This window comes from Salipiger sp. ABF4_146, assembly GCF_056161345.1.
Genome location: NZ_JBSWYX010000009.1, coordinates 106284 through 128590 on the forward strand (window position 1 = coordinate 106284; position 22307 = coordinate 128590).

General features: G+C 65.8%; 18 protein-coding genes. 16 read left to right on the forward strand and 2 right to left on the reverse strand.

Going from position 1 to position 22307, the window contains the following annotated elements:
• Positions 1-6 precede the first annotated feature (6 nt).
• From ACXAJT_RS14395 to ACXAJT_RS14435, 9 genes are all read left to right on the forward strand, one after another.
• Positions 7-876: a branched-chain amino acid ABC transporter permease gene (locus ACXAJT_RS14395; RefSeq protein ID WP_475236310.1), complete on the forward strand. Its 870-nt coding sequence runs from the start codon at positions 7-9 to the stop codon at positions 874-876.
• Positions 876-1880, forward strand: coding sequence for an ABC transporter permease subunit (locus ACXAJT_RS14400; protein WP_475236312.1), 1005 nt, complete (start codon positions 876-878; stop codon positions 1878-1880). The genes ACXAJT_RS14395 and ACXAJT_RS14400 overlap by 1 nt, the downstream gene beginning before the upstream one ends.
• The gene (locus ACXAJT_RS14405; RefSeq protein WP_475236314.1) at positions 1877-2608 is read left to right on the forward strand and encodes an ATP-binding cassette domain-containing protein; all 732 of its coding nucleotides are present in this window, start codon (positions 1877-1879) and stop codon (positions 2606-2608) included. Before ACXAJT_RS14400 ends, ACXAJT_RS14405 begins: the two co-directional genes overlap by 4 nt.
• Positions 2601-3305, forward strand: a complete 705-nt coding sequence (locus tag ACXAJT_RS14410; RefSeq protein ID WP_475236317.1) for an ABC transporter ATP-binding protein — start codon at positions 2601-2603, stop codon at positions 3303-3305. The genes ACXAJT_RS14405 and ACXAJT_RS14410 overlap by 8 nt, the downstream gene beginning before the upstream one ends.
• A 3-nt stretch (positions 3306-3308) precedes the next feature.
• Complete coding sequence (locus ACXAJT_RS14415) at positions 3309-4823, forward strand: amidase (RefSeq protein WP_475236318.1); 1515 nt, start codon at positions 3309-3311, stop codon at positions 4821-4823.
• On the forward strand, positions 4823-5974 hold the full coding sequence (locus tag ACXAJT_RS14420) for a transporter substrate-binding domain-containing protein (protein ID WP_475236320.1): 1152 nt from the start codon (positions 4823-4825) through the stop codon (positions 5972-5974). The genes ACXAJT_RS14415 and ACXAJT_RS14420 overlap by 1 nt, the downstream gene beginning before the upstream one ends.
• Positions 5967-6602: an ANTAR domain-containing response regulator gene (locus tag ACXAJT_RS14425; protein ID WP_475236322.1), complete on the forward strand. Its 636-nt coding sequence runs from the start codon at positions 5967-5969 to the stop codon at positions 6600-6602. Before ACXAJT_RS14420 ends, ACXAJT_RS14425 begins: the two co-directional genes overlap by 8 nt.
• 70 nt (positions 6603-6672) lie before the next feature.
• Positions 6673-8118, forward strand: a complete 1446-nt coding sequence (locus ACXAJT_RS14430; RefSeq protein ID WP_475236323.1) for an NAD-dependent succinate-semialdehyde dehydrogenase — start codon at positions 6673-6675, stop codon at positions 8116-8118.
• Positions 8119-8185: 67 nt separating this feature from the next.
• Positions 8186-9352, forward strand: coding sequence for an iron-containing alcohol dehydrogenase (locus ACXAJT_RS14435; protein ID WP_475236325.1), 1167 nt, complete (start codon positions 8186-8188; stop codon positions 9350-9352).
• 234 nt (positions 9353-9586) lie between these two features.
• Here the strand turns inward: ACXAJT_RS14435 and ACXAJT_RS14440 are convergent, their stop codons facing one another.
• Both ACXAJT_RS14440 and ACXAJT_RS14445 read right to left on the reverse strand, forming a co-directional pair.
• Positions 9587-11506, reverse strand: a complete 1920-nt coding sequence (locus ACXAJT_RS14440) for a bifunctional 5-dehydro-2-deoxygluconokinase/5-dehydro-2-deoxyphosphogluconate aldolase (protein ID WP_475236326.1) — start codon at positions 11504-11506, stop codon at positions 9587-9589.
• A gap of 9 nt (positions 11507-11515) precedes the next feature.
• A complete protein-coding gene (locus ACXAJT_RS14445) occupies positions 11516-12370 on the reverse strand; it encodes a MurR/RpiR family transcriptional regulator (RefSeq protein ID WP_475236327.1) in 855 nt (284 codons plus the stop codon).
• A gap of 155 nt (positions 12371-12525) precedes the next feature.
• On the opposite strand from ACXAJT_RS14445, the gene ACXAJT_RS14450 reads away from it, so the two are divergent.
• The 7 genes from ACXAJT_RS14450 to ACXAJT_RS14480 all read left to right on the forward strand — a co-directional run bounded on the left by ACXAJT_RS14450 (position 12526) and on the right by ACXAJT_RS14480 (position 22044).
• Positions 12526-13554: an L-idonate 5-dehydrogenase gene (locus tag ACXAJT_RS14450; RefSeq protein WP_475236328.1), complete on the forward strand. Its 1029-nt coding sequence runs from the start codon at positions 12526-12528 to the stop codon at positions 13552-13554.
• A complete protein-coding gene (locus ACXAJT_RS14455) occupies positions 13554-14978 on the forward strand; it encodes a mannitol dehydrogenase family protein (RefSeq protein ID WP_475236329.1) in 1425 nt (474 codons plus the stop codon). Before ACXAJT_RS14450 ends, ACXAJT_RS14455 begins: the two co-directional genes overlap by 1 nt.
• Positions 14971-15468, forward strand: a complete 498-nt coding sequence (locus ACXAJT_RS14460; RefSeq protein WP_475236330.1) for a TRAP transporter small permease — start codon at positions 14971-14973, stop codon at positions 15466-15468. Before ACXAJT_RS14455 ends, ACXAJT_RS14460 begins: the two co-directional genes overlap by 8 nt.
• A 4-nt stretch (positions 15469-15472) precedes the next feature.
• Positions 15473-16765, forward strand: coding sequence for a TRAP transporter large permease (locus ACXAJT_RS14465; protein WP_475236331.1), 1293 nt, complete (start codon positions 15473-15475; stop codon positions 16763-16765).
• A gap of 22 nt (positions 16766-16787) precedes the next feature.
• A complete protein-coding gene (locus ACXAJT_RS14470; RefSeq protein ID WP_475236332.1) occupies positions 16788-17792 on the forward strand; it encodes a TRAP transporter substrate-binding protein in 1005 nt (334 codons plus the stop codon).
• Between the two features lie 483 nt (positions 17793-18275).
• Positions 18276-20558, forward strand: a complete 2283-nt coding sequence (locus ACXAJT_RS14475) for a FepA family TonB-dependent siderophore receptor (RefSeq protein WP_475236334.1) — start codon at positions 18276-18278, stop codon at positions 20556-20558.
• 91 nt (positions 20559-20649) lie between these two features.
• Positions 20650-22044 carry a YncE family protein gene (locus ACXAJT_RS14480; RefSeq protein WP_475236335.1) on the forward strand — a complete coding sequence of 465 codons (1395 nt, stop codon included), beginning with the start codon at positions 20650-20652 and terminating at the stop codon, positions 22042-22044.
• The last annotated feature ends 263 nt before the right edge of the window (positions 22045-22307 follow it).

Genomic DNA, 22307 nt, shown 5'->3' on the forward strand with positions numbered 1-22307 from the left:
ATCGAAATGGATTTCGCATCCCTTCTGACGATCGAAATCCTCGGGTCCGCTGCCGTCTTGGTGCTCATAAGCATCGGACTGGCAGTGGTCTTCGGGATGATGAAAGTCATTAACATGGCGCATGGCGAGTTCCTGATGATCGGGGGCTACACCGCCATCTACGCCACCAACTGGGCGGGGCTGAACTTCTGGGTCGCGTCGCTGATCGTCGCGCCGCTTTGCGTCGGCCTGCTCGGCCTCGCGCTGGAATCATTGGTGGTCCGCCACCTCTACGGGCGGATGATCGACACTATGCTGGCGACCTGGGGCATCAGCCTGGCGCTGATCGGCGGCATGACCATGCTGGTCGGCAACACCACGACCGGCATCTCCACGCCACTGTCGAGTGTCAGCATCGGAGACTATTCGGTCAGCGGCTACGGCATTTATCTGATCGCCCTCTCGGTGGCGGTGTTCGCGGCGCTCTACGCATTGTTCAAGTTTACCTCCTTCGGTCTCAACGCGCGCGCCACGACGCAGAACCCCGACATGGTCGCAGCCCTCGGCGGCAACCCGCGCCGTGTCTATTCGCTGACCTTCGCGCTTGGCGCGGCGCTCGGCGGACTGGGCGGCGCGGCGCTGGCACCGATCACAGGCGTCATTCCCACCATTGGCGCCACCTATATCGCCAAGGCGTTCATCACGGTGATCAGCGGCGGCGCCGCGGTGATCGCGGGCAACCTGTCGGCCTCGGTGCTGTTCGGCACGGTGAGCCAGATGTTCACCTTCCTCTACACGCCGGTGATCGGCGAGGTGATGCTGCTGGTGGCTGCCGTCGTCCTGATCCGTATCCTGCCGCAGGGAATCACCGGACGCTTCTTCCGGAGGTCCATCTGATGAGTCGCACCCTTCAAACCCTCGGCCTGCTGGCCGTCGTTGCCGGCGGCATGGCCCTGCCGAACCTGATCGAGCTCTACACGGTCTACGAGATCACCATCTACGCCGTCATGGCCATCCTTGCGCTGAGCCTCGAGTTTATCTGGGGCAAGGGCGGCATCATGTGCCTCGGGCAGGCCAGCTTCTTCGGCCTCGGCGCCTACGCCTACGCCGTGGCGGCGATCAACTTCGGCCCCGGCCTGCTGGCGCTGGCGATCGGTATCGCGGCGCCCACCCTGTTTGCCGCCGTGCTGGGTTATTTCATGTTCTACGGCCGCATCAGCGATATCTACGTCGGGGTGATCACCCTTGCCGTCTCGCTGATCCTCATGAACCTGATCAACTCGACCTCGGGGCCGCAGTACCGGATCGGCGACGCGCAACTGGGGGGCTTCAACGGCATCACCGCGATCCCCACGCTGGCCTGGCCTGACGGCTCCCCGCTGGATCCGGCTGCGATCTTCCGCCTGTCGCTGATCCTGCTGGTCGCTTGTTTCGTCGCCATCAGCCTGTTCCTGCGCACCCGCGCCGGCAAGGTGGTGATTGCGATCCGCGAGAACGAATACCGGGCGGAGCTGCTCGGCTACAATGTCGCGCTCAGCAAGCTGGCCACCTTCTCGGCGGGCGGCGCGATCGCCGGGCTCGCTGGCTGCTTGTTCGTCAACTGGGGGGCCTTCGTCAGCCCGACGATCTTTGCGCTGGTGCAATCGGCGCAGGTGATCATCTGGGTCATCGTTGGAGGCCGCGGCACGCTGATCGGGCCGATCCTCGGCTGCGTCGCGCTGCAATGGGCGACGACCCGTCTCGGGGCGCAGCAGGCGATCCAGGTCAACCTCGTGCTTGGCGTTGTGCTGACCTTCTTTGTCCTCGTGGTCCCCGCAGGCATCGCACCGTTACTGGGCACGTGGCTGCGCAAGCTCCGGCCCGGCAAATCCGTCACAACAACCGCGGAGCGAGGCGCATGAGTGAAGATGTCATCCTGAAGGCCGAGGGACTGGGCGTGAGCTTTGGCGGCGTGCATGCCGTCAAAGCGGTCGATTTCGAACTGCGGGCCGGAGAGCTGCGCTGCCTGATCGGCCCGAACGGCGCCGGCAAGACCACCTTCTTTCGCCTGCTGAGCGGCCAGTACAAACCGACACGCGGCACCGTCACGTTCCGCGGCAAGGAACTGAAGTCTCTGGTGCCCTATCAGGTGGCGCGGCTGGGTATCGGCATCAAGACACAGGTTCCGAGCCTGTTCGAGGGCATGACCGTGGCCGAGAACCTCGCGCTATCGGTCGACCGTAAGGCCCGCCACGCCGAGACCCGCGCGCGGGTCGACGAGGTGCTCGAGCGGATCGGGCTTGCCGATCTGCGTGATCGGTCCTGCGCCGAGCTGGCGCATGGCCAGCGTCAATGGGTCGAGCTGGGGCAGATCCTTGCATCGCGGCCGGCGGTCGCGCTACTCGATGAGCCGGCGGCCGGCATGACCCACAGCGAAAGCGTCAAGACCGTGGAGATCATCCGCGAGATCACCCAGCACAGCGCGGTGATCGTGGTGGAGCACGACATGGATTTCATCCGCATGATCGGCGAGCGCGTCACCGTCTTCGAGCAGGGCGAGGTCATCGCGGAAGGAAGTTTCCAGGAGGTTGCGAGGGACCCGCAGGTCCGCGCCGCCTACCTGGGTAGAAAGGAGACGGCCGATGCTTGATATCAACGGTTTGAGTTCCGGCTACGGGCGGGTTCCCGTGCTGCGCGATCTGCATCTGGAGATCGGCGCGGCGGAATGTGTCGGCTTTCTTGGCCGCAACGGCATGGGGAAGACGACGCTGCTGCGCGCGATCATGGGCGAACTGCCGGCATGGCAGGGCCGCATCGCGAAGTCCGGCGCGGACATCACCAAGGCACCGACCCGCATGCGTGCACGCGCGGGGATCGGCTACGTGCCGCAAGGCAAGCAGCTTTTCAAGGCGCTCAGCGTTCGCGAGAACCTGCGCATGGGCTGCGTCAAAGATTTCGGCACGGCCACCGCGCAGATCGAACAGGTGCTGCTGCTGTTCCCACGGCTCGTGCGGCTCCTCGACCGGCAGGCAGGCATGTTGTCTGGCGGCGAGCAGCAGCTTCTGGCGCTGGCACGCTGCCTGTGCGGACGGCCCGACCTGATCCTGCTCGACGAGCCGACCGAAGGCATCCAGCCGTCGATCTGCGACGAGATCATCGACGTGTTGATCGAACTGCGCCGCAGCCGCGGGCTGTCGATCATCCTTGTCGAGCAGGACATCGATTTCCTCTGGCAGATCTGTGACCGGGTTCTCGCCATCGACAAGGGCAGCGTCGTGCGGACGATCGACCCGAAGGCGCCCGGCTCCACAGATGACGCCAAGACATTCATTGGGATTGAAGGCTAGAGCATGACCATCCGCAGACCCGAGGCCGGCGACATCGCCGCCGCGAGCCTCCACTACAACCTTGCGCTCGACGCCGATGATATCGAGGCGTTCCGCGCGCTGCTTGACGGGGTCAGTGACGACTACCAGATCGTTGACGCGCTGACCGAGAGCCTGCCCGAGGTGCGCTATCCGCGCACGCCGGGCCACCGCCCGGCTCCCGAGGACAACCCCTACAACGCCTGGTACGTGCGGTCCGAGGTTCAGGGAGCCGATGGGGGCGCCCTCGCAGGACTGAGTGTAGCGCTGAAAGACAATGTCTGCCTTGCGGGCGTGCCGATGATGAACGGCGCTTCGACGCTCGAAGGCTACATGCCGGAGATTGACGCGACGCTTGTGACGCGGATGCTGGATGCTGGTGCGGTGATCCAGGGCAAGGCGCAATGCGAGTATTTCTGCGTCTCCGGCAGCAGCCACACCAGCGCGCTCGGCCCGGTGCGCAACCCACATGACGAAACGCGCTCGGCGGGAGGATCGTCGTCGGGCTGTTCGGCGCTGGTGGCGGCGGGGCTGGTCGATGTGGCGATCGGTACCGACCAGGGGGGATCGGTGCGCATCCCGGCGGCCTACGCAGGCTTTGTCGGAATGAAGGCGACGCATGGGCTGGTGCCCTACACCGGCGTGATGCCGGTGGAGATGACCCTCGACCACGCCGGCATCATGTCCGGCACCGTGCGCGACAACGCCCGCGTCCTGGAGGTGATCGCGGGGGCCGACGGTCTCGATCCGCGGCAGGTCGGCCTGCCGGAAAGACGGGACTACACCGCCGGGCTCGATGCCGGCTGCGCCGGCCTGCGGATCGCGGTGATCCCCGAGGGGTTTGGCTGGGAGAACTCCGAGCCCGATGTGGACGAGGCCGTGCGCGCCGCGGCGGCGCATTATGCCGAGCTTGGTGCGACGGTGGACGAGATCTCGCTGCCGCTGCACCGCAAGGGTCATGGCATATGGTCGCCGATCGCGGTCGAGGGGACGGTGCGCCAGCTTGAGGGCCTGAATTACGGCTCAAACTGGAAAGGGCTCTACCTGTCGTCGCTGATGCGCGCGCAGCGCGACTGGCGCGACAACGCGGCGCTGTTCCCGGACGATATGAAATCGGTGCTGCTGGCGGCGCATTACTTTGGCACGCGCTATCACGGCCAGTATTACGCTAAGGCGCAGAACCTCGTGAGGCAGCTCAAGCGTGCCTACGAGACGGTGCTGGCCGACTACGATGTGCTGCTGATGCCGACCGTTCCGCTGCAGGCACCGAAGCTGCCGGATCCAGGCTGCGATGCGGCGACATTTGTTGGCCGGGCACTGGAAATGAACGCCAATACCGCGCCGTTCAACGCCACCGGATTGCCGGCGCTCAGCGTGCCCTGCGCCAAACGCAATGGTCTGCCGGTGGGCATGATGCTCGTCGGGCAGGATTTCTCCGAAGCCTTGCTGTACCGTGCGGCAGCGGCCTTCGAGGCGGCGCATGACTGGAAGACGCTCTAATGCATTCGCTGAACCGTAATCGTGATGGCCTTCCGGTCGGGCTGTTGTTCTCGGACAGCAGCCCGACCGCGGCGGTCGAGGCGACCCAGGCCGCCGCGACCGAACTGGCGATCAGCGAGGTCAACGAGGCAGGGGGGATCAATGGCGTGGCGCTGGTGCCAGTGCGGGTGCCGGTCGGGCCGCGCCCGGCGGACTACCTGCGCGCAGCCGAAGCCTTGTGCGATAAGTTTGGCGTGCGCACGCTGTTCGGCACGCATATGTCGAACTCACGCAAGGCGGTGCTGCCGATGATCGAGGGGCGGCAGGCGCTGCTGTTTTACCCGACGCTTTATGAGGGCTTCGAATTCTCGAAGAACTGCATCTACACCGGCGCGGCACCGAACCAGAACTGCCTGCCCATCGCCCGCCACCTGCTGCGGCATTACGGCCCGCGCGGCTATTTCATCGGCAACAACTACATCTATGCGCATGAATCGAACCGCATCATGCGCGACCTGTTCGAGCAGGCCGACGGCGAGATCCTCGGCGAGGACTACCTGCCGATCGGCGCGAGCGACGCCGCGCTGGCGGCGGTGATGGCGAAGCTGGAACAGGCCCAGCCGGATTTCATATACTCCACGGTTGTCGGCAGTGACACGATCCGTCTTTACCAGGCTTTCGCGCGCACCTCGCTGCGCGCCCGCGGGGTGACCATCGCCAGCCTCGCGACCAATGAATCCGACCTTGCGCGGATGGGGGCGGATGTGGCCGAGGGCTGCATCGCCGCGGCCCCTTATTTCGCTACGCTCGACACCCCGGCCAGCCGCAAGTTTGTCGCTGCGATGCAGGCGCGCTTTGGCGCGGAGATGCCGATCACCTCAGGCGCCGAAGCGGCTTACTTTCAAGTGCACCTGTTCGCCGCCGCGGCCCGCGCCTGTGGCGAACTGACCGTAGAGCAGGTGCGCGAGGCTCTGTGGGGCGTGACCTTCAACGCGCCGGAAGGTCCGGTTCGGCTGGATGCGGCGACCCACCACAGCTACCTCTGGCCGCGGGTCGCGCGCGCCGCGAGCGACGGACAGTTTCAGGTGCTCGAGACGGCGCCCGAGCCGGTTCGCCCCGAGCCGTACATGGTCGAACATTGCATAGAGGACCGTACGCCCGAAGATGTCTAGCGCCCGCCGGAAGCCACGCATCAGCGACCTGAAGGGGACACGGGTCCTGGTCCTCCTGCCTCCGGGCGAGGAGGCGGAGGCACTGGTGACTCACCTCATCAGGATTGGCTGCCTGCCGCGGCTGGAGTGGCCGATCCCGGCGCGGCTGCCCGACGATGCAGATGTCGCGATTGTCACCGTCGAAGCCGATGCCCGCGACGAGGTGCGGCGGCTGATCGACAATCTGACCGACCGCAGTCCACCGACGATCGCGCTGACCGGCTACGAAGATCCCTCGACGCTGCAACTGGTTCTGGAACTTGGCGCGGCGGCGGTGATCGAACGGCCGATTAAACCCTTCGGCCTGCTCACCAACCTGATGATCAGCCGCGATCTCTGGCGCCGCCGGCAGGGCGACGCGCGGCGGATTGCGGAGGCCGAAGGTCGGGCAATGGCGCTGACCGCGGTGCATGTGGCCAAGCTGATGCTGTGCCATCAGCACCAGATGGACTTGGTCGAGGCGCACAAGCACCTGCAGAAGGCGGCGATGAACGGGCGAAAGTCGATTGAGGCGGTCGCGCAGGAAATGATCGTGGCGCAACCGGGACTAGCCCTCAGTCTCGGCGAGCCGGGCCCGCCCGGCGACTGACCGCTTCGGCGGTGGGCGGCCTCGGGCGTCCGGCACAGCAGAAAATCCCAAGCAAGATGAAAGGTGCGACATGCACGATCTGAACGATGCGGGTCTCCTCAAGGGGGCCTGCCTGATAGACGGTGGCTGGCAGGAGGCCGCCTCGGGTGCCGTGGTGCGGGTGCTCAATCCCGCCGACGGCTCGCTTGTCGGCACCGTTCCGGCGCTGTCCGGCAAAGAGATCGAGTCGGTGATCGCGCACTCCGAGCGGGCACAGTGGGCGTGGGCCGCGCGCCCGGCCACCGAGCGCAGCGCTATCCTGCGCCAGTGGTTCGGCCTGATCACCGACGCTGCCGACGATCTGGCGCGTATCATGACCCTCGAACAGGGGAAACCGCTGCACGAGGCGCGCGGCGAGATCCGCTATGCCGCGTCGTTCATCGAGTGGTTCGCGGAAGAGGCCAAGCGGGTCTATGGCGATATCATCCCCGCGCCGAGCCGCGGCCAGCGCCTCTCGGTGCTGCGCCAGCCGGTGGGGGTGACGGCGGCGATCACCCCGTGGAACTTCCCGGCGGCGATGATCACCCGCAAGGTGGCGCCGGCGCTGGCAGCTGGATGTTCGATGATTGTCCGTCCGGCCGACCTGACGCCGCTGACCGCCCTCGCGCTGGGGGAACTGGCGTGTCGCGCCGGGGTTCCGGCCGGCGTCTTGCAGATCGTCACAGGCCCCGGCACCGAGATCGGCAAGGTGCTGACCGCCAGCGACACGGTGCGCAAGCTGTCGTTCACCGGCTCGACCGAGGTCGGACGGCAGCTGATGGCGCAATGCGCGCCGACGATCAAGAAAGTCAGCCTCGAACTTGGCGGCAACGCGCCGTTCATCGTCTTCGACGACGCCGATCTCGACGCCGCGGTGGAGGGCGCCATGGCTTCGAAGTTTCGCAACGCCGGGCAGACCTGCGTCTGTGCCAACCGCATTCTGGTGCAGCGCGGAATCCACGACCGGTTTGCCGAGAAGCTGGTGGAACGGGTCGCGGCTCTGCGGGTCGGCAATGGTCTTGAGGATGGCACCGACATCGGGCCGATGATCAACGAGGCGGCGCTGAGCAAGGTGCTTGCGCACATCGAGGACGCGGAAAGCAAGGGCGCGAAACGGCTGGTGGGCGGCCAGCGCGAGGGCGGCCTTTTGCTGACGCCGGCGGTGCTGACCGGGGTGGATGCCCGCATGGACGTGGCCCGCGAGGAAACTTTCGGCCCGATGGCGCCGATCTTCGTTTTCGATACCGAGGAAGAGGCCATCGCGATGGCCAACGATACGATCTTCGGACTGGCCGCCTATTTCTACACCCGCGATCACGGCCGGACGGTGCGCGTCTCGGAGGCGCTGGAATACGGCATGGTTGGCCACAACACCGGGCTGATCTCGAATGAGATCGCGCCGTTCGGCGGCATCAAGCAATCGGGGCTGGGGCGCGAGGGGTCGCGCTACGGGATCGAGGATTATCTCGAGCTCAAATACCTGTGCAGCGCGATCTGAAACCACCACGCAGGCCCCGCCGCCGCCACGCGGTGGCCGGGGCCGACCTAAGGGAGACGAGTACACCATGACAGATTTGATCCAGCCGTTCTTATTCCAGACGCCGGGGGCTATGCGGGTCGAATGGGGCGGGGCCTCACGGCTTGGCGGTTTGCTGGCCAGGCACTTCGAGGCGCGCGACATTCTCATCGTGACCGACAAGTTCCTGCATGAGGCGGGGGTGCTCGATGCCGCCAAGGCGTCGCTGACCGCGGCCGGCTTCAGGATCACCGTGTTTGACGATGTGGTCGCCGATCCGCCCGAGGCGGTGCTGCTGAGCTGTGTCGACACCGGTCGCGGCGCGGGCTGCGATATCGTGCTCGGGCTGGGGGGAGGCTCGTCGATGGATATCGCCAAACTCGTGGCGGTGCTGCTGACCTCCGAGCAACCGCTGTCCGAGCTCTACGGCATCGACAAGATAAAGGGTGGAAGGGTGGCGCTGGTGCAGTTGCCGACCACGGCTGGCACCGGCTCGGAGGTGACGAATATCACCATCCTGACCACCGGCGCGTCGAGCAAGATGGGCGTGGTGGGACGCCAGCTCTATGCGGACCTTGTGCTGCTCGACGGTGCGCTGACCGTGGGGCTTCCGCCGATCCATACCGCTGCCACTGGGATCGACGCGATGGTCCATGCCATCGAAGCCTATACCAGCCGGCACAAGAAACACCCGATCTCGGACGCGCTGTCCCGCGAGGCGCTGCGCCTGCTGGCGCATAACGTGGTATTGGCCTGCGAAGACGGCGCGGACCGCGCCGCGCGTGAGGCGATGCTGATCGGGGCCAACCTAGCCGGGCAGTCGTTCGCCAACAGCCCGGTGGCGGCGGTGCATGCGCTTGCGTATCCGCTCGGCGGTCATTTCCACCTGCCGCATGGCCTGAGCAATGCGGTGATGCTGGGTCCGGTGCTGCGCTTCAACATGACCGCCGCCGCTGCGCAGTATGCCGAGCTTGCCGATGTGGTGATGGGGCCGTCGACCGATGACACGCAGGCGCGCTCAGCCGCATTCGTCGATTTCATGCAAGACCTGATGACCCGCACCGGCGCGCCCCGGCGGCTGCGCGACGTCGATGTGCCGGAGGATAGCCTGCCCTTGCTTGCGCGCGATGCGATGGCGCAAACGCGTTTGCTTGGCAACAACCCGGTCGAGGTGACCGAAGACGCGGCACTCCAGCTCTATCGCGAGGCCTACTAGGAGCGGGCCCGGGGCAGGGCGGCCTTTGCCTCGGGCGCTTCGGGCGCGCTGGCTAGCTCACACTCTCCGCGCCACCGCCGGCACGATCACTCCCGCGTGCCCCCGACCAGCTTCCGGGCTGGGTGGGGTCGAGCGTGCTTCGCTTCGGCTGAGGTCGTCTGTCGGACTCGTGCGGTTCTGCCCTAGCAGGCCGGCTGTGCGTGAGGGAGGCCCAAAGGGCCTCCCGTGCCGGCTTCAGGCTGCTTGCGCCCGGCGTGCCTCCTGCCAGTAATCGACAAGCTGGCCGAAGCGCGCCTGCATCTGCGCTTTGGCTTCGGCATCGCCGATTTCGCCCGATAGCCAGGCGCGAGCCGCCTCGCCGAAGATCGTGCGGCCGACCGCGAAGCCGCGGACCTGACCGCAGGCTGCGGCGCGGGCGATGCTGTCCGCCAGCACATCCGCCGGCGCGTCGAGGCCGAGCAGCAGCACGCCGCGGCACCAGCGGTCGTTGCGCTCGATGACCGCGCCGACCGCGGCCCACCCGGCCTCGGTCTGATCGCCGAGCTTCCACCAGTCGGGGCGGATGCCCTCATCGTAGATCTGCTGCATCGCCTCGGCGGTGGCAGCCTCGCCGCGCCGGCCTTCGGCGGTGCCGATCACCTCGATCAGGTATTCGTGCCGGCTCAGGCGGGCGGCCGAGGCAAGCCGGTGTAACTGGTCGAGCTGGCTGCGGCGCAGCGGCTCGGGATCGTCGGGATTGTAGAACACCAGGCATTTGATCACATGGTCGTCGGGCCAGGAGGCGACCTCGGCCCCGAGCGAAGCGGCGCCTTCGAATCTCAGCGGGCGAGAGCCGGGCAGTTCCACCGGGCGGCCGATCCACATGGATTCGCGTTCGGCGCGGAACAGCGCCTGCCGCCCGTAGGTGCTGTCGAGCAGGGTGCCCAGCATGACCCCGGCGCGGCGCGACGCCAGCATCGCATCGAGCGCCAGGTCCTTGAATGCCGCGATGCGCGCGGGGTCGGCGCCGCAGCGCGCGGCTATCTCCTCGAGCTGCGCGCGATGGTCGATGGCGAAGGCGCAGATATTGTCCCAGGTGCCACGCCGGGTGGTGGCCCAGTGGACGTGCTCGAGCTCGGCATCCTCGCGCAGGCGGGGGTTGATCACCCCGCGCTCAAGGAAGAACTGCAGCTCTTCCCAGCTCGGGTAGGCCGGGGCGCAGCCGTGCCGCGACACCGCGAAGGCCCCGCAGGCATTGGCGATGCGGCAGCATTCCTCGAGCGGCAGGCCGCGCACGTAGCCGCGCAGAAAGCCCGCCATGAAGCCGTCGCCCGCCCCGAGCACGTTGAACACCTCGACCGGGAAGCCTTGCGATGAGATGCCATCCTCGAGCTCTTCCGGAATATCGCCGGGGAAGACGAGGCAGCCCTTGGGCCCGGTCTTCAGCACGATCATCGCGTCCGAGACCTTGCGGATGTTGACCAGCGCCTCGCGGGTGTCGGTCGAGCCGCCAGCGATATGCACCTCTTCGTCGGTGCCGACGACGACGTCGCAACCTGGCAGGATGCGCTGCACCCGCGCGGTCACCGCCGCATCGGCGACAAAGCGCACGTCGCCTTCGCCGGCCCCGAGAAGGCCCCAGAGGTTCGGGCGGTAGTCGATGTCGAACACCACCTTGCGACCGGCGTCGCGCGCGATCCGCATCGCCTTGAACGAGGCAGCCTCGAGGTGGGGCTTGGAGAAATGCGTTCCGGTGACGACGATTGCCGCGGCCTCGCGGATGAACTCGGGGTCAATGTCATCCTCGGTCAGCGCCGCATCGGCGCAATCGGTGCGCACGAAGAGCAGGGGGAAGTTGCGGTCGTCCTCGATCCCAAGAAAGGCCATGGCGGTCAGCCGCTCGGGGTCGGTCGCAAGACCCCGGGTCTCGACGTCCTCGGCCTCCAGCGTCTCGCGCACGAAGCGGCCAATCTGGTCGTTGCCGACCCGGCTGAGCAGGGCGGTCTTCAGGCCGAGCCGCGCGCCACCGACCGCGATATTGGTCGGGCAGCCACCGACGTATTTGGAAAAACTCCGGGCGTCCTCCATGCGGCAGCCGATCTGGTCCGCGTAGAGGTCCGCACAGGTCCGACCGATGGTGATGATGTCGTATTTCGGGGAGGGCTGACTGGACATAGGGGTTCCTCAGTCTTCGTTGTCGGAGCGCTGTTCGGCGCAGAGCGTCCCGGCACGGATGGCCAGGATCAGCGCCAGTGAAATCGTCGCGTTGAGCGAGCGGAAGCCGTCGACGCTGGCTTCGGACAGCTGGAACCAGCTGTCGGCGTGGATGAAGGGGGGGCGTGCCAGATCGGTGATCGCGATGGTGCGCGCGCCGATTTCTCGCGCGCGATCAAAGGCCTGCACGGTCTCTTCGGCGCTGGGGTTGAACGAGATGGCAACCACAATGTCCTCGGGCGAGACCATCACCATCTGCTGCTCCAGCGTGCCGCCGGTGCCGTCGAGCAGGTTGGCTGGCACTTCGAGCCGCGACAGGTTGTAGGCCAGGTAGGTGGCGGCGGTGAACGTGCGCTTGTGCGCGAGCACATGCACGATCCGCGCATCGGCCAGCAGCCGTGCGGCGCTTTCGACGCGATCGGCGGGGGCGGCGGTCTGCAGCTCGCGCAGCGAGGCGATCCCGGCCTCGACGAAACGGTCGGTCATCTCGGCGGTGTCGCGGGCGGCGCCGCTCTTTTCCAGATCGCGGATCCGGTCGCGGTAGGGGGTGGAGCTGGCCTGCAGCTGCGCCCGGAACACCGCCTGCATCTCGGAAAACCCTGAGTAGCCGAAGTGCTGCGCAAACCGGATGATCGCCGAGGGCGCCACGCCGATCTCTTCCGCCAGCGTCGCCGCGGTGCGCAAGGCGACCGACGACGGATCACGCAGGGTGAAATCCGCGATCAGTTTCAGACGTTTGCTGAGATCGTCATAGGCGCCTGCGATCGCGTCGCGCAGGGAGTCGAAATCGCGCGCCGGTCCGGTGCTATGGGTGTTCGTGTTCAAGCTTTCCGCTCCCCTCGATCTGCAAGTCCCGGACCTCCTCCGCCGGGGGCTTGCTGATTTGGAATGATTATTCCATCTTGACCGCCATGTGAACCTTATGTTCTAAAAATGCCTGCATCAAGCGCAAACTTCTGGCGCTGCAGGGAGGGGGAGACGTGAAAGCTTGTGTCATACACGGGGCGCAACAGGTGCTCATCGAGGAGTCGCCGCGCCCCGAGCCGGGGGCCGGACAGATTCGCCTACGCTTCGCGTTCGGCGGGGTTTGCGGCTCTGACATCCACTATTTCCAGCACGGGCGCGTCGGCGATTCCGTGCTGCGCGGCCCGATGGTGCTGGGGCACGAGTTTTCGGCCGTGGTCGACTTGCCCGGCGCGGGTGTCGACGGCTTCGTCCCCGGCGACAAGGTGGCGGTGACGCCGGCGCTGCCCTGCGGGCGCTGCGACTATTGCCGCCGCGGGCTGTCGAACCTATGCACCGACATGTCCTTCATGGGTAGCGCCGCCCGCTTTCCGCATTGCGATGGCGGCTTCGCGAGCGAGCTCGTGGTCGAGGCGCGGCAGTGCATCCACCTGCCGCAGGATGCGGACCTGCGCCACGTCGCCATGGCCGAACCCTATGCGGTGGCGCTGCATGCGGTGGCGATGGCGGGGGATCTGAGCGGGGCGACGGTGCTGGTCACCGGTGCGGGGGTGATCGGGCAGATGTGCGCAACCGCCGCGCGCGCCGCCGGTGCCGCGCGCATCCTGATGAGCGACATCGCCCCCGCCGCGCTGCAGCGGGCGCGGGCGCTTGGTGTGGACGAGGTGTTCGATGCGGGCGATACCGCCGCGATGGCGGCGCTCACGGATGCGCCCCGCTGCGACGCGGTTTTCGAAGCCTCGGGCGCGGCGCCGGCGCTGAACACGGCCATCGCGGCCTGCCGGCCCCGCGGCACCGTGGTGCAGGTCGGCTTCCTGCCGCCCCGCGCGCCGGTCGATCTGGCCAAGCTGCTGACCCGCGAGATCCGCCTTGTCGGCACCTACCGGTTCATCGATGAATTCGCCGAGGCCGTGCGCCAGATCACCAGCGGCGAGGTCGACCTGCGGCCGATGATTTCCGCGGACCTGTCGCTGGATGATCCGGCCGCGGTCTTTGCCCGGGCGCTCGACAAGACCGAGACGCTGAAGGTCATGGTGCATTTCTGATGGCGCGCGCTGTGTCCTACGATCGCGCGGGGCTGCGGCTGCGGGCGGCGCACCTTGGGGTGGGAGCGTTCCACCGGGCGCACCAGCAAAGCTACTACGACGAGCTGGCCCGCGCCGGTGGCGACTGGGGGGTGGTTGGCATCAACCTGACGCCGCCGGACATCGCCGCCAGCCATGCCGCGCAGGGTGGGGTCTATGCGCTGGTGACCGAGGATGGGCAGGGCCGGGCCTGCCGCGAGATCGGGACGCTGCTGCAGGTGCATGACGCCGCTGCCGCCGTGGCGGTGGACTGGTCGGACATCGCATTCTGCACGCTCACCATCACCGAAAAGGGATATTGCCACCACTCCGGCAGCCATGCGCTGGACCCGCAGGAGGTGGCGGCGGATCTCGCCGCGCCCGAGGCGCCGGGCACCGCGATCGGTTATCTGGCGTGGATGCTGGAGCGGCGGCGGCAGGCCGGGGGCGCGCCGATCACGCTTGCGAGCTGCGACAATGTCGCCGACAACGGCCGGCTTCTGGGCTCGGTGCTGCGCGACTATGCCGCGCGTGCCTTCCCGCAGCTGCCGGACTGGTTGGAGCGCAACGTCGCCTTCCCCACCTCGATGGTCGATCGCATCGTTCCGGCGATGTCCGACGCCAGCCGGGGCCGGCTCGAGGCCGCCTGCGGGCGGCGCGATGCGCTCGGGGTGGTGGCGGAGCCGTTCCGGCAATGGGTCATCGAGGATCGCTTTGCCGGGCCGCGCCCGGCGCTCGAGACGGCGGGGGTGCAGATCGTCGCAGACCTCGCGCCCTTCGAGCACATGAAGCACCGGCTGCTGAACGGTCTGCAATCGGCCTATGCCGAGCTTGGCCGGCTCTGTGGCCACGACAGCTCGCACGCTGCCGCGACCGATCCCGTGCTCGAACGCTGGGCCGGGGCGTTTCTTGCGGCGCAGGCCGAAACGCTGGACTGCCCCGAGGGTGAGGACCTGCAGGCCTATGGCCGCACCTGCCTTGCCCGGCTGCAGAATCCGACCATCCACCACCCGCTCAACCAGATCGCCAGCGATGCCAGTTTCAAGCTGCCGCAGCGGATCGCCGCTCCCGCCGCCGAGCGGCTGGCGCAGGGCAAATCCGCCGAGCTGCAGGCCATGGTGCTGGCGGGCTGGGCGCTGCAGGCCGGCGACAGCCGCCCCGATGGTGGCGGCGTGGTGACCAGCGATCCGATGGGCGCGCAGCTGGCGCAGATGCGTGCCGACGCGGCGGACAGCGAAAGCCTGATGCGCGCGGTGCTGACGCTGCCGCTCTGGCCGGGCCGGCTGGGGCAGGATGCGGATTTCGCGGCGCAGGCCACGCGCTGGCTGCGTGCCTTCGCCGCGCCGGATCCGGCCCTGCGCCGGGCCCGGATCGACGATTTCGTGAGGGAGAGGATGAATGCGTAAGTACCTGGGAGGACGCACGCCGGAGGAATGGCTGGGCGCGATCCTGATGACGGCGGTGGTTGCCCTGCTGGGCTTTCAGGTCATCGCCCGCTTCGGCATGGGCCGGTCGTTCAGCTGGCTCGAGGAGGTCAGCCGCTTTGCCTTCGTCTGGGCGGTGTACTTCGGCTTTGTCATCGCCGCCGAGGGCGACCGCCACATCCGTGTCTCGCTGCATCTCGAGTTCCTGCCGCAGCGCGCCCGGCTGGCGATGCTGACGCTCGCCGACCTGCTGTGGCTCGTGTTCAACGCCGTCGTCATCTGGCACGGCTACTGGTTTACCGTCTCGATGTTCGAATTCCCCTACATTTCGCAGACCACCGGCATCAACCTCGTGTGGGTGCAGATGATCGTGCCGCTCGGCTTTGCTTTCATGTCCGTCCGCATCGTGCAGGTGATGATCCGCCGCTGGCAGACCGGCGAGGGCCCCGCCGACGCCCGGATGGGGGAGTAACGCCATGGATCCGACGCTTCTGATGGCGCTGTCCTTCGTGGTGCTGCTGCTGATCGGCGTGCCCGTAGGCATCTCGATCGGTCTGGCCGCAGTGCTGGCGATGACCGCGGCGAACATGCCGATGTCCTACCTCGTGCAGACTGCCTATTCGGCGGTGGACGAGTTCACCATCATCGCCGTACCGATGTTCATCCTTGCCGGCACCCTGATGGAGAAAGGCGGGCTGACCCAGCGGCTGATCGGCTTCTCGCGGGCCATCGTCGGGCCCGCGCCCGGCGGGCTGGCCACCGTGACCATCGTCGCCTGCACCTTCTTTGCGGCGATCTCGGGCTCGGGCCCGGCGACCACGGCGGCGATCGGCTCGATCATGATCCCGGCGATGATCAAGGACGGCTACGACAAGGGCTTCGGCGCCGCGATCACCTCTTCGGCGGGCGGCATCGGCGTGGTCATCCCGCCCTCGATCCCGATGATCATCTACGGTATCACCTCGGAGACCTCGATCAGCGCGCTGTTCGTGGCGGGGGTGATCCCGGGGCTGCTGCTGGCGGTGGCGCTCTGGGCCACCAGCCGCTTCATCTCGGTCAAGCGCGGCTACAGCTCGGGCGATGTCGAAGCGCGCAGCCTGCGCACCATCGGGCAGGCCGCATGGGAGGCGAAATGGGCGCTGGCCGCGCCGGTCATCATCCTCGGCGGCATCTACACAGGCGTCTTCACGGTGACCGAGGCGTCGGTGGTGGCAGTGCTCTACGCGCTCTTCGTCGGCATCTTCGTCTACCGCGAGATCCGGCTGCCGCTCTTCGTCGACGCAGTGATCTACGCGGTGCGCATCACCGGTACTGTGATGCTGGTGCTGGTCACCGGGCGCATCATCGGGCGCATGCTGTCGATGTTCCAGGTGCCGCAGCTGGTGTCGGGCTTCCTAATCGACACGGTGTCGGAACCGACGATGCTGATCTTGCTGGTGCTCCTGATGCTGGTCTTCATCGGCATGTGGATGGAGACGCTGACCCAGATCATCATCCTGACGCCGCTGCTACTGCCGGTGGTGGCCAATGTCGGGATCGACCCGATCCAATTCGGCATCATCTTCGTGATCGCCTGCGAGATCGGATACTCGACGCCGCCGCTCGGGGTGAACCTCTTCGTGGCGTCAGAGATCGGCGAGACCACGGTCGAGAAGGTGTCCAAGGCCTCGATCCCGTTCCTGTGCGCCGAGATCGCCGTGATGGTGCTGGTGGCCTTCGTGCCCCAGCTGACCCTGTGGCTGCCCGGCGTGCTGGGTTTCACCAACTGAGTTTCAATCGGAGGAGACTATCTTGAAACTGTTTAGCAAATCCCTTGCCACGGCCGCGCTGGCCCTCGCGGTCGCCCTGCCTGCGGCGGCGGCGGACTACACCATGCGGCTCAGCCACGGCGACAACGAGAACAACCCGACCCACAAGGGCGCGCTGAAGTTCGAGGAGCTGGTCGAGAAATACTCGGATGGCCGGATCGACGTGCAGATCTTCCCGTCGAACCAGCTTGGCTCCGAGCAGGAGGTCGCGCAGGCTCTGCGCATGGGCTCGATCGAATCCGAGATCCTCTATACCGGCAACCTCGTGCCACTGGCGCCCTCGGTCGGCGTGATGATGCTGCCCTATGCCTTCACCTCGAACGAAGAGGCGCATGCCGCGATGGATGCGCTCAAGGGTCCGCTCAACGAGCGCCTGCCGAAAGAGGCCGGCGTGCGCGTTCTGGGCTACTTCGAAAAGGGCTTCCGCGTGCTCACCAACGGCGAGCGCGAGGTGAAGACGCTGGACGACCTGCAGGGGCTGAAGATCCGCGTCTCGAAGAACAACATCGCCATCGAGACCTTCAAGTCCTGGGGGCTCGATCCGATCCCCATGGCCTGGGCCGAGGTGTTCCCGGCGCTGCAGCAGGGCGTGATCGACGGGCAGGAGAACCCCTATACCACCGCGATCTCGTCGAAGTTCTACGAGGTCCAGAAATACATCACCGAGATCCACTACCTGATCTGGTCCGGGCCGATCATCGTCTCGGAGCGCTTCTACCAGGGTCTACCCGAGGATCTGCAGGCCGCGCTCGACAAGGCCGGTGAAGAGGCTGCGCAATATGAGCGCGAGGTCTCGGCGCAAGAGACCGAGGCCGCCAAGAAGGAGCTGGTCGAGCTGGGCATGACCCTGACCGGCGCGCCCGAAGACGAGGCGAAATGGCAGGAGGCGGCCATGGCGCTCTGGCCCGAGTTCGCCGCCGACATCGGCGGGGCGGAATGGGTTGAGGAAGCGACCGGGATCATGAACAACGCCATCGCTACTCAATAAGTTCAGCGTTCTGGCGCGATTCAACGGAATCCCATTTCTTCGGGCAGGCTGGTTTCAATCGACTGGCCTGCCCGTTATTTCGTTCTTCAGGCTCGCCAGCACTAGACTTCCCGATGTGCGTAGATCGCATATTTCGTTCTTACGCGCCAGCCAGCGTTTCGGAGGGAACGATCGGACTTCAGGGCAGGGCGGTGATCTCGTCTCTCTAACTTTTGCAGTCGAGAACATTTCGCAGGGCTGGTAGGCCCACGTTCTGGTTGCTCCACCCGGTATGCATTGGGAGCGGGAGCCGGGCGGAATGATAGCGTGCTCTTAAACCCCCTTATCGCGACGCAAGTTGAAGGCTGTCGCGAGATGTAAATATGTAACAGATTCACTTATGCTTGACAGAATGTGTTGCCTTTCGCGTTTTCGAGTGCTTCGTGGGGCGAAAGCCAGCCTCCGCCAGCGCTCCTCCCTCACTGTAAACAGAAAGGAACGCGCATGGCCTCCGCACGCGCGCGGCTGAGCTCTGGCACGGCCGTCTTACTTCTCTCGCTCACCCCTCTTGCCCCGGCGCTCGCGCAGGATTTGACGCTCGAGGACGAGGGGTACGAGCTTGGCACCATCGTACTGACCGCCGAGGAACAGATCAAGCAGGCGCTTGGCACCTCGACCATCACCGAGGAGGATCTCGAACGCCTTCCCGTCGTTAACGACGTGTCCGAGATCATCCGCAAGATGCCGGGTGTGAACCTGTCGGGCACCTCGCCGTCGGGTGACCGGGGCAACCAGCGCCAGGTCGACATTCGCGGTATGGGTCCGGAAAACGTTCTGGTTCTGATCGACGGCAAACCGGTAATGTCTCGCACAGCAGTCAAGATGGGCCGTTCGGGCGAGCGCGACACGCGCGGCGATACCAACTGGGTGCCTGCCGAGATGGTGCAAAGCATCGAGGTCATCCGCGGCCCGGCTGCGGCCCGATACGGCTCAGGCGCAGCGGGCGGCGTGGTGAACATCATTACCAAGGCTCCAGAGGAAGACCTTCTGCAGATCGGCACCAGCTTCGACATTCCCGAGAGCGACGCCGAGGGGATGACCCAGCGCTACAACCTGCTTTGGGCCAAGCGCCTGAACGAGGATTTCGCTCTGCGCTTTTCAGCCAACTACAACAAGACCGACGGCGACGATCCCGACGTGAACGCCGAAGTAGCCAGCTGTGAGATCAACGAGGATACCGGCGAGGAAGTTTGCGATTACACCGCCGGCTCCGAGGGTGTAATCAACAAAGACTTCACGCTGCGTCTTGACTGGACGCCGAGCGACGCCAACCAATTCAACATCGAGCTGGGCTATTCTCGTCAGGGCAACATCTACGCTGGAGACACACTGCGCGGTGGCGCGGCGGACAGCACCGGTGAGGGTACGATCAACCAGCTTGCGGACGACGGCGAAGAAACCAACGTGATGAAGCGCGGCACATTCGCGCTGACTCACCTTGGTTCCTATGGGTGGGGCGAGACCAACAGCTTTATCCAGTACGAGCGCACCGACAATCGCCGGTTGACCGAAGGGCTCAATGGTGGTGGTGAAGGTACGATCAACAGCACATCCGATTGGGATGAGGCGGTCCTCGACAGTGTGTCGGGCAAGTCCGAGGTTTACCTCGACCGCACCTTCTTCGGACGCCCCGCAGCAGCGACTATCGGGGCGGAGTTGCGTTATGAGAAGCTTGATCTGTCGGAGTATACCGCCAATTCGATCGACTTCGATTTCGGCATCGTCAGCTCAGATCCTGATGAGAACGATCCGATCACCGAGCAGCTGAACGTCGGTCTCTATTACGAAGAGAACATTGAGGCGACCGATAAGCTGACCCTTACTCCGGCAGTGCGGCTCGATTATGCGGATACCTTCGGCTACAACTGGTCCGGCGGTCTGAACGCGTCTTACGCCCTGAACTCGGAATGGACGGTCAAAGGTGGCGTGGCAAAGGCGTTCAAATCGCCGAGTCTTTACCAGATGTCCGAACAATATATCTACGCGACCCGTGGCGGTGGCTGCCCCTACTATGTCGACGCGGATGGCGAGCTTTCGCGCTACAGCCAGTGCCGGGTTCTGGGCAACGACGATCTCGATCCCGAAACTTCGATCAACAAGGAAATCGGTATCGCGTATAACGGCGACAACGGTATCGTCTCGACGCTGACCTATTTCCACAACGACTACCGTGACAAGATCCAGTCGGGCACACAGCGCGTGGGCACGGTCACGGAAGACGGCACAACCTACAACGTCTTCCAGTGGGAAAACATCCCCGAAGCAGTGGTCTCCGGCGTCGAGGGTAGTTTCGCCATGCCGCTGGGTGAAGACTTCCGGCTTGCGGTCAACGGAACGTATATGATCGAGTCCGAGCAGAAGCTTACGCTGGACGGTGGTGAGACGGTCAAGGTGCCGCTGTCGCTCGTTCCGGAATACACGATCAACGCATTTCTGACTTGGCAGGCCAACGAGCACTTGGCTGTCACCCCGTCGCTGACCCATTACGGCAAGATTGAAGCTTCGGATTACAGCGCGACGACAGGCAACGCCAATAGCGATACTGAGGACCGCGACCCCTATACGCTGGTCAACCTCGGCATGAACTACCAGTTCGACAACGGCTTCAACCTGAAGGCTGGGGTGACCAACGTCTTCAATACGGAGATATTGCGCTCGGGCGATGGGGCCAACACCTACAACGAACCGGGCCGGGCCTACTATTTCGGCCTGACCAAGACGTTCTGAGGCCGGCGCATCACGATGCCGAGCAAGGCTCCACCCGCGCCGGTCGCGGGTGGAGCATCGACGGCTCTGCCAGCACATGAAAGGCGATACAATGACACGGAATTCTGCAACCGGCGCGCTGAAGCGCGCACTGGGTGGGGTCGCCCTGGCAGCGCTGCTGGCGGGCGCCGCCGCGGCTGACCCCTTCACTGCGCTTGGCGGTTTCGATGGGCGGCTCGGGGCCTCGGGGCCGGATCGCGGCCCGATCCTCGCGGGCGGCACCGCCCGGATCAACGGCAACGGCTTCGCGCCGAACCAGCCGGTGATGTTGCGCCAGAACGGCGAGGCGCTGAACGGGGGCACCGCCTATGAGGCCGATGCCGAGGGCGGCTTCAGTGCCGAGATCACCATTCCCGAGGGCGCGGCCCCCGGGCTCTACCCGGTGGTCGCCGAGCTTGGCGGCGCGGCACCCTATGCGCTGACCTTCGATCTCAAGGTGTCGCGCGCGCTGGAACCGCTCGGCACCGAGCTGTTCGAGGTGACCTCGGCCCCCGCGGTGCGCAACCCCTACCAGGTGGCGGTGACCGATCAGGCGCTCTATGTCACCGGCGCGGTGGGCCGCCCGCCGGTGAAGCAGAGCGCGCTCGCCAAGCTCGACCCGGCAACGCTCGAGGTGCTAGCCGAAGTGTCGCCCGAGGCCGCCCCGGCGCGCGCCGACGGCAGCGACGGCGGGCTGTTCGCGGTCTATGGCGTCGGCGTTGCTGAAGACGCCGGGCAAGTCTGGGTGACCAACACCCGGCAGAACACCGTCGCCGTTTACGACGCCGAAGACCTGTCGCTGATCAAGCAGTTCCCGCCCGAGGCGGTGGGCCATCCGCGCGACGCGGTGGCGCATGGCGACAAGGTCTACGTCAGCGCGACCTTCGAGCCCTATGTGCATGTCTTCGACACTGAAACCCTCGAAGAGGTGGCGCAGATCGAACTGGCGTCGAGCCGCCGCGGCCAGACCTTCGCCAGCGCCAGCCTCGCGCTGGCGGAAGATGCCGGTAAGCTCTTCGTGTCGAGCCTGCGCAGCGAGGAAGTGGCGGTGATCGATCTGGCCAGTGGCAGCCAGAGCGGCGGCTTCGCGGTGGATGGCTCGGTGTCGACCATCGGGCTAGCAGCCAGTGCCGACGGCAGCCGCGTCTACACCGTGGGGCAGGGCAACGACATGCTCACCATCCTCGATGCCGAGAGCGGCGAGCAGCTCGGCGCGGTCAATGTCGGAGCCAACCCGCTCAACGTCACAGTCGAGCCGAAGAGCGGCAATGTCTTCGTCGCGCTGCGCGGCGCGCATGCGGTGGTGGTGGTGTCGCCCGAGGGCGAGATCCTCGCCAATCTCGATGTCGGCAGCACCCCGAACCACCTGACCCACGATGGCACCGGCCATGTCTACGTGGTCAACAAGTCGCGCGGCGAGGACGACCCGACCGGCGACCGGCTGAGCCGCATCACCGCCGCCGAGTGAGTGGGTGAATTGAGTGAGGAGAGATATTCTCCTCGCTCACATTAGGTTGGTGCCCTCACTCTTGGATCATGTCCGGTGCTGATTGTGGATTATCTCGACGGGGGTGGACACCAGACAAAAATGATCCTAAAGCGGAGTACCCAGGAATACCTAGGCATTCAGTTTCCTTCGGACTACTGACCCGGCCTTTTGGGGCCGGGTCTTTTTTAGTTAGGCATCCTCAATATAATCGATGACTCCACTCCGGAATCGGAGAATTTTTG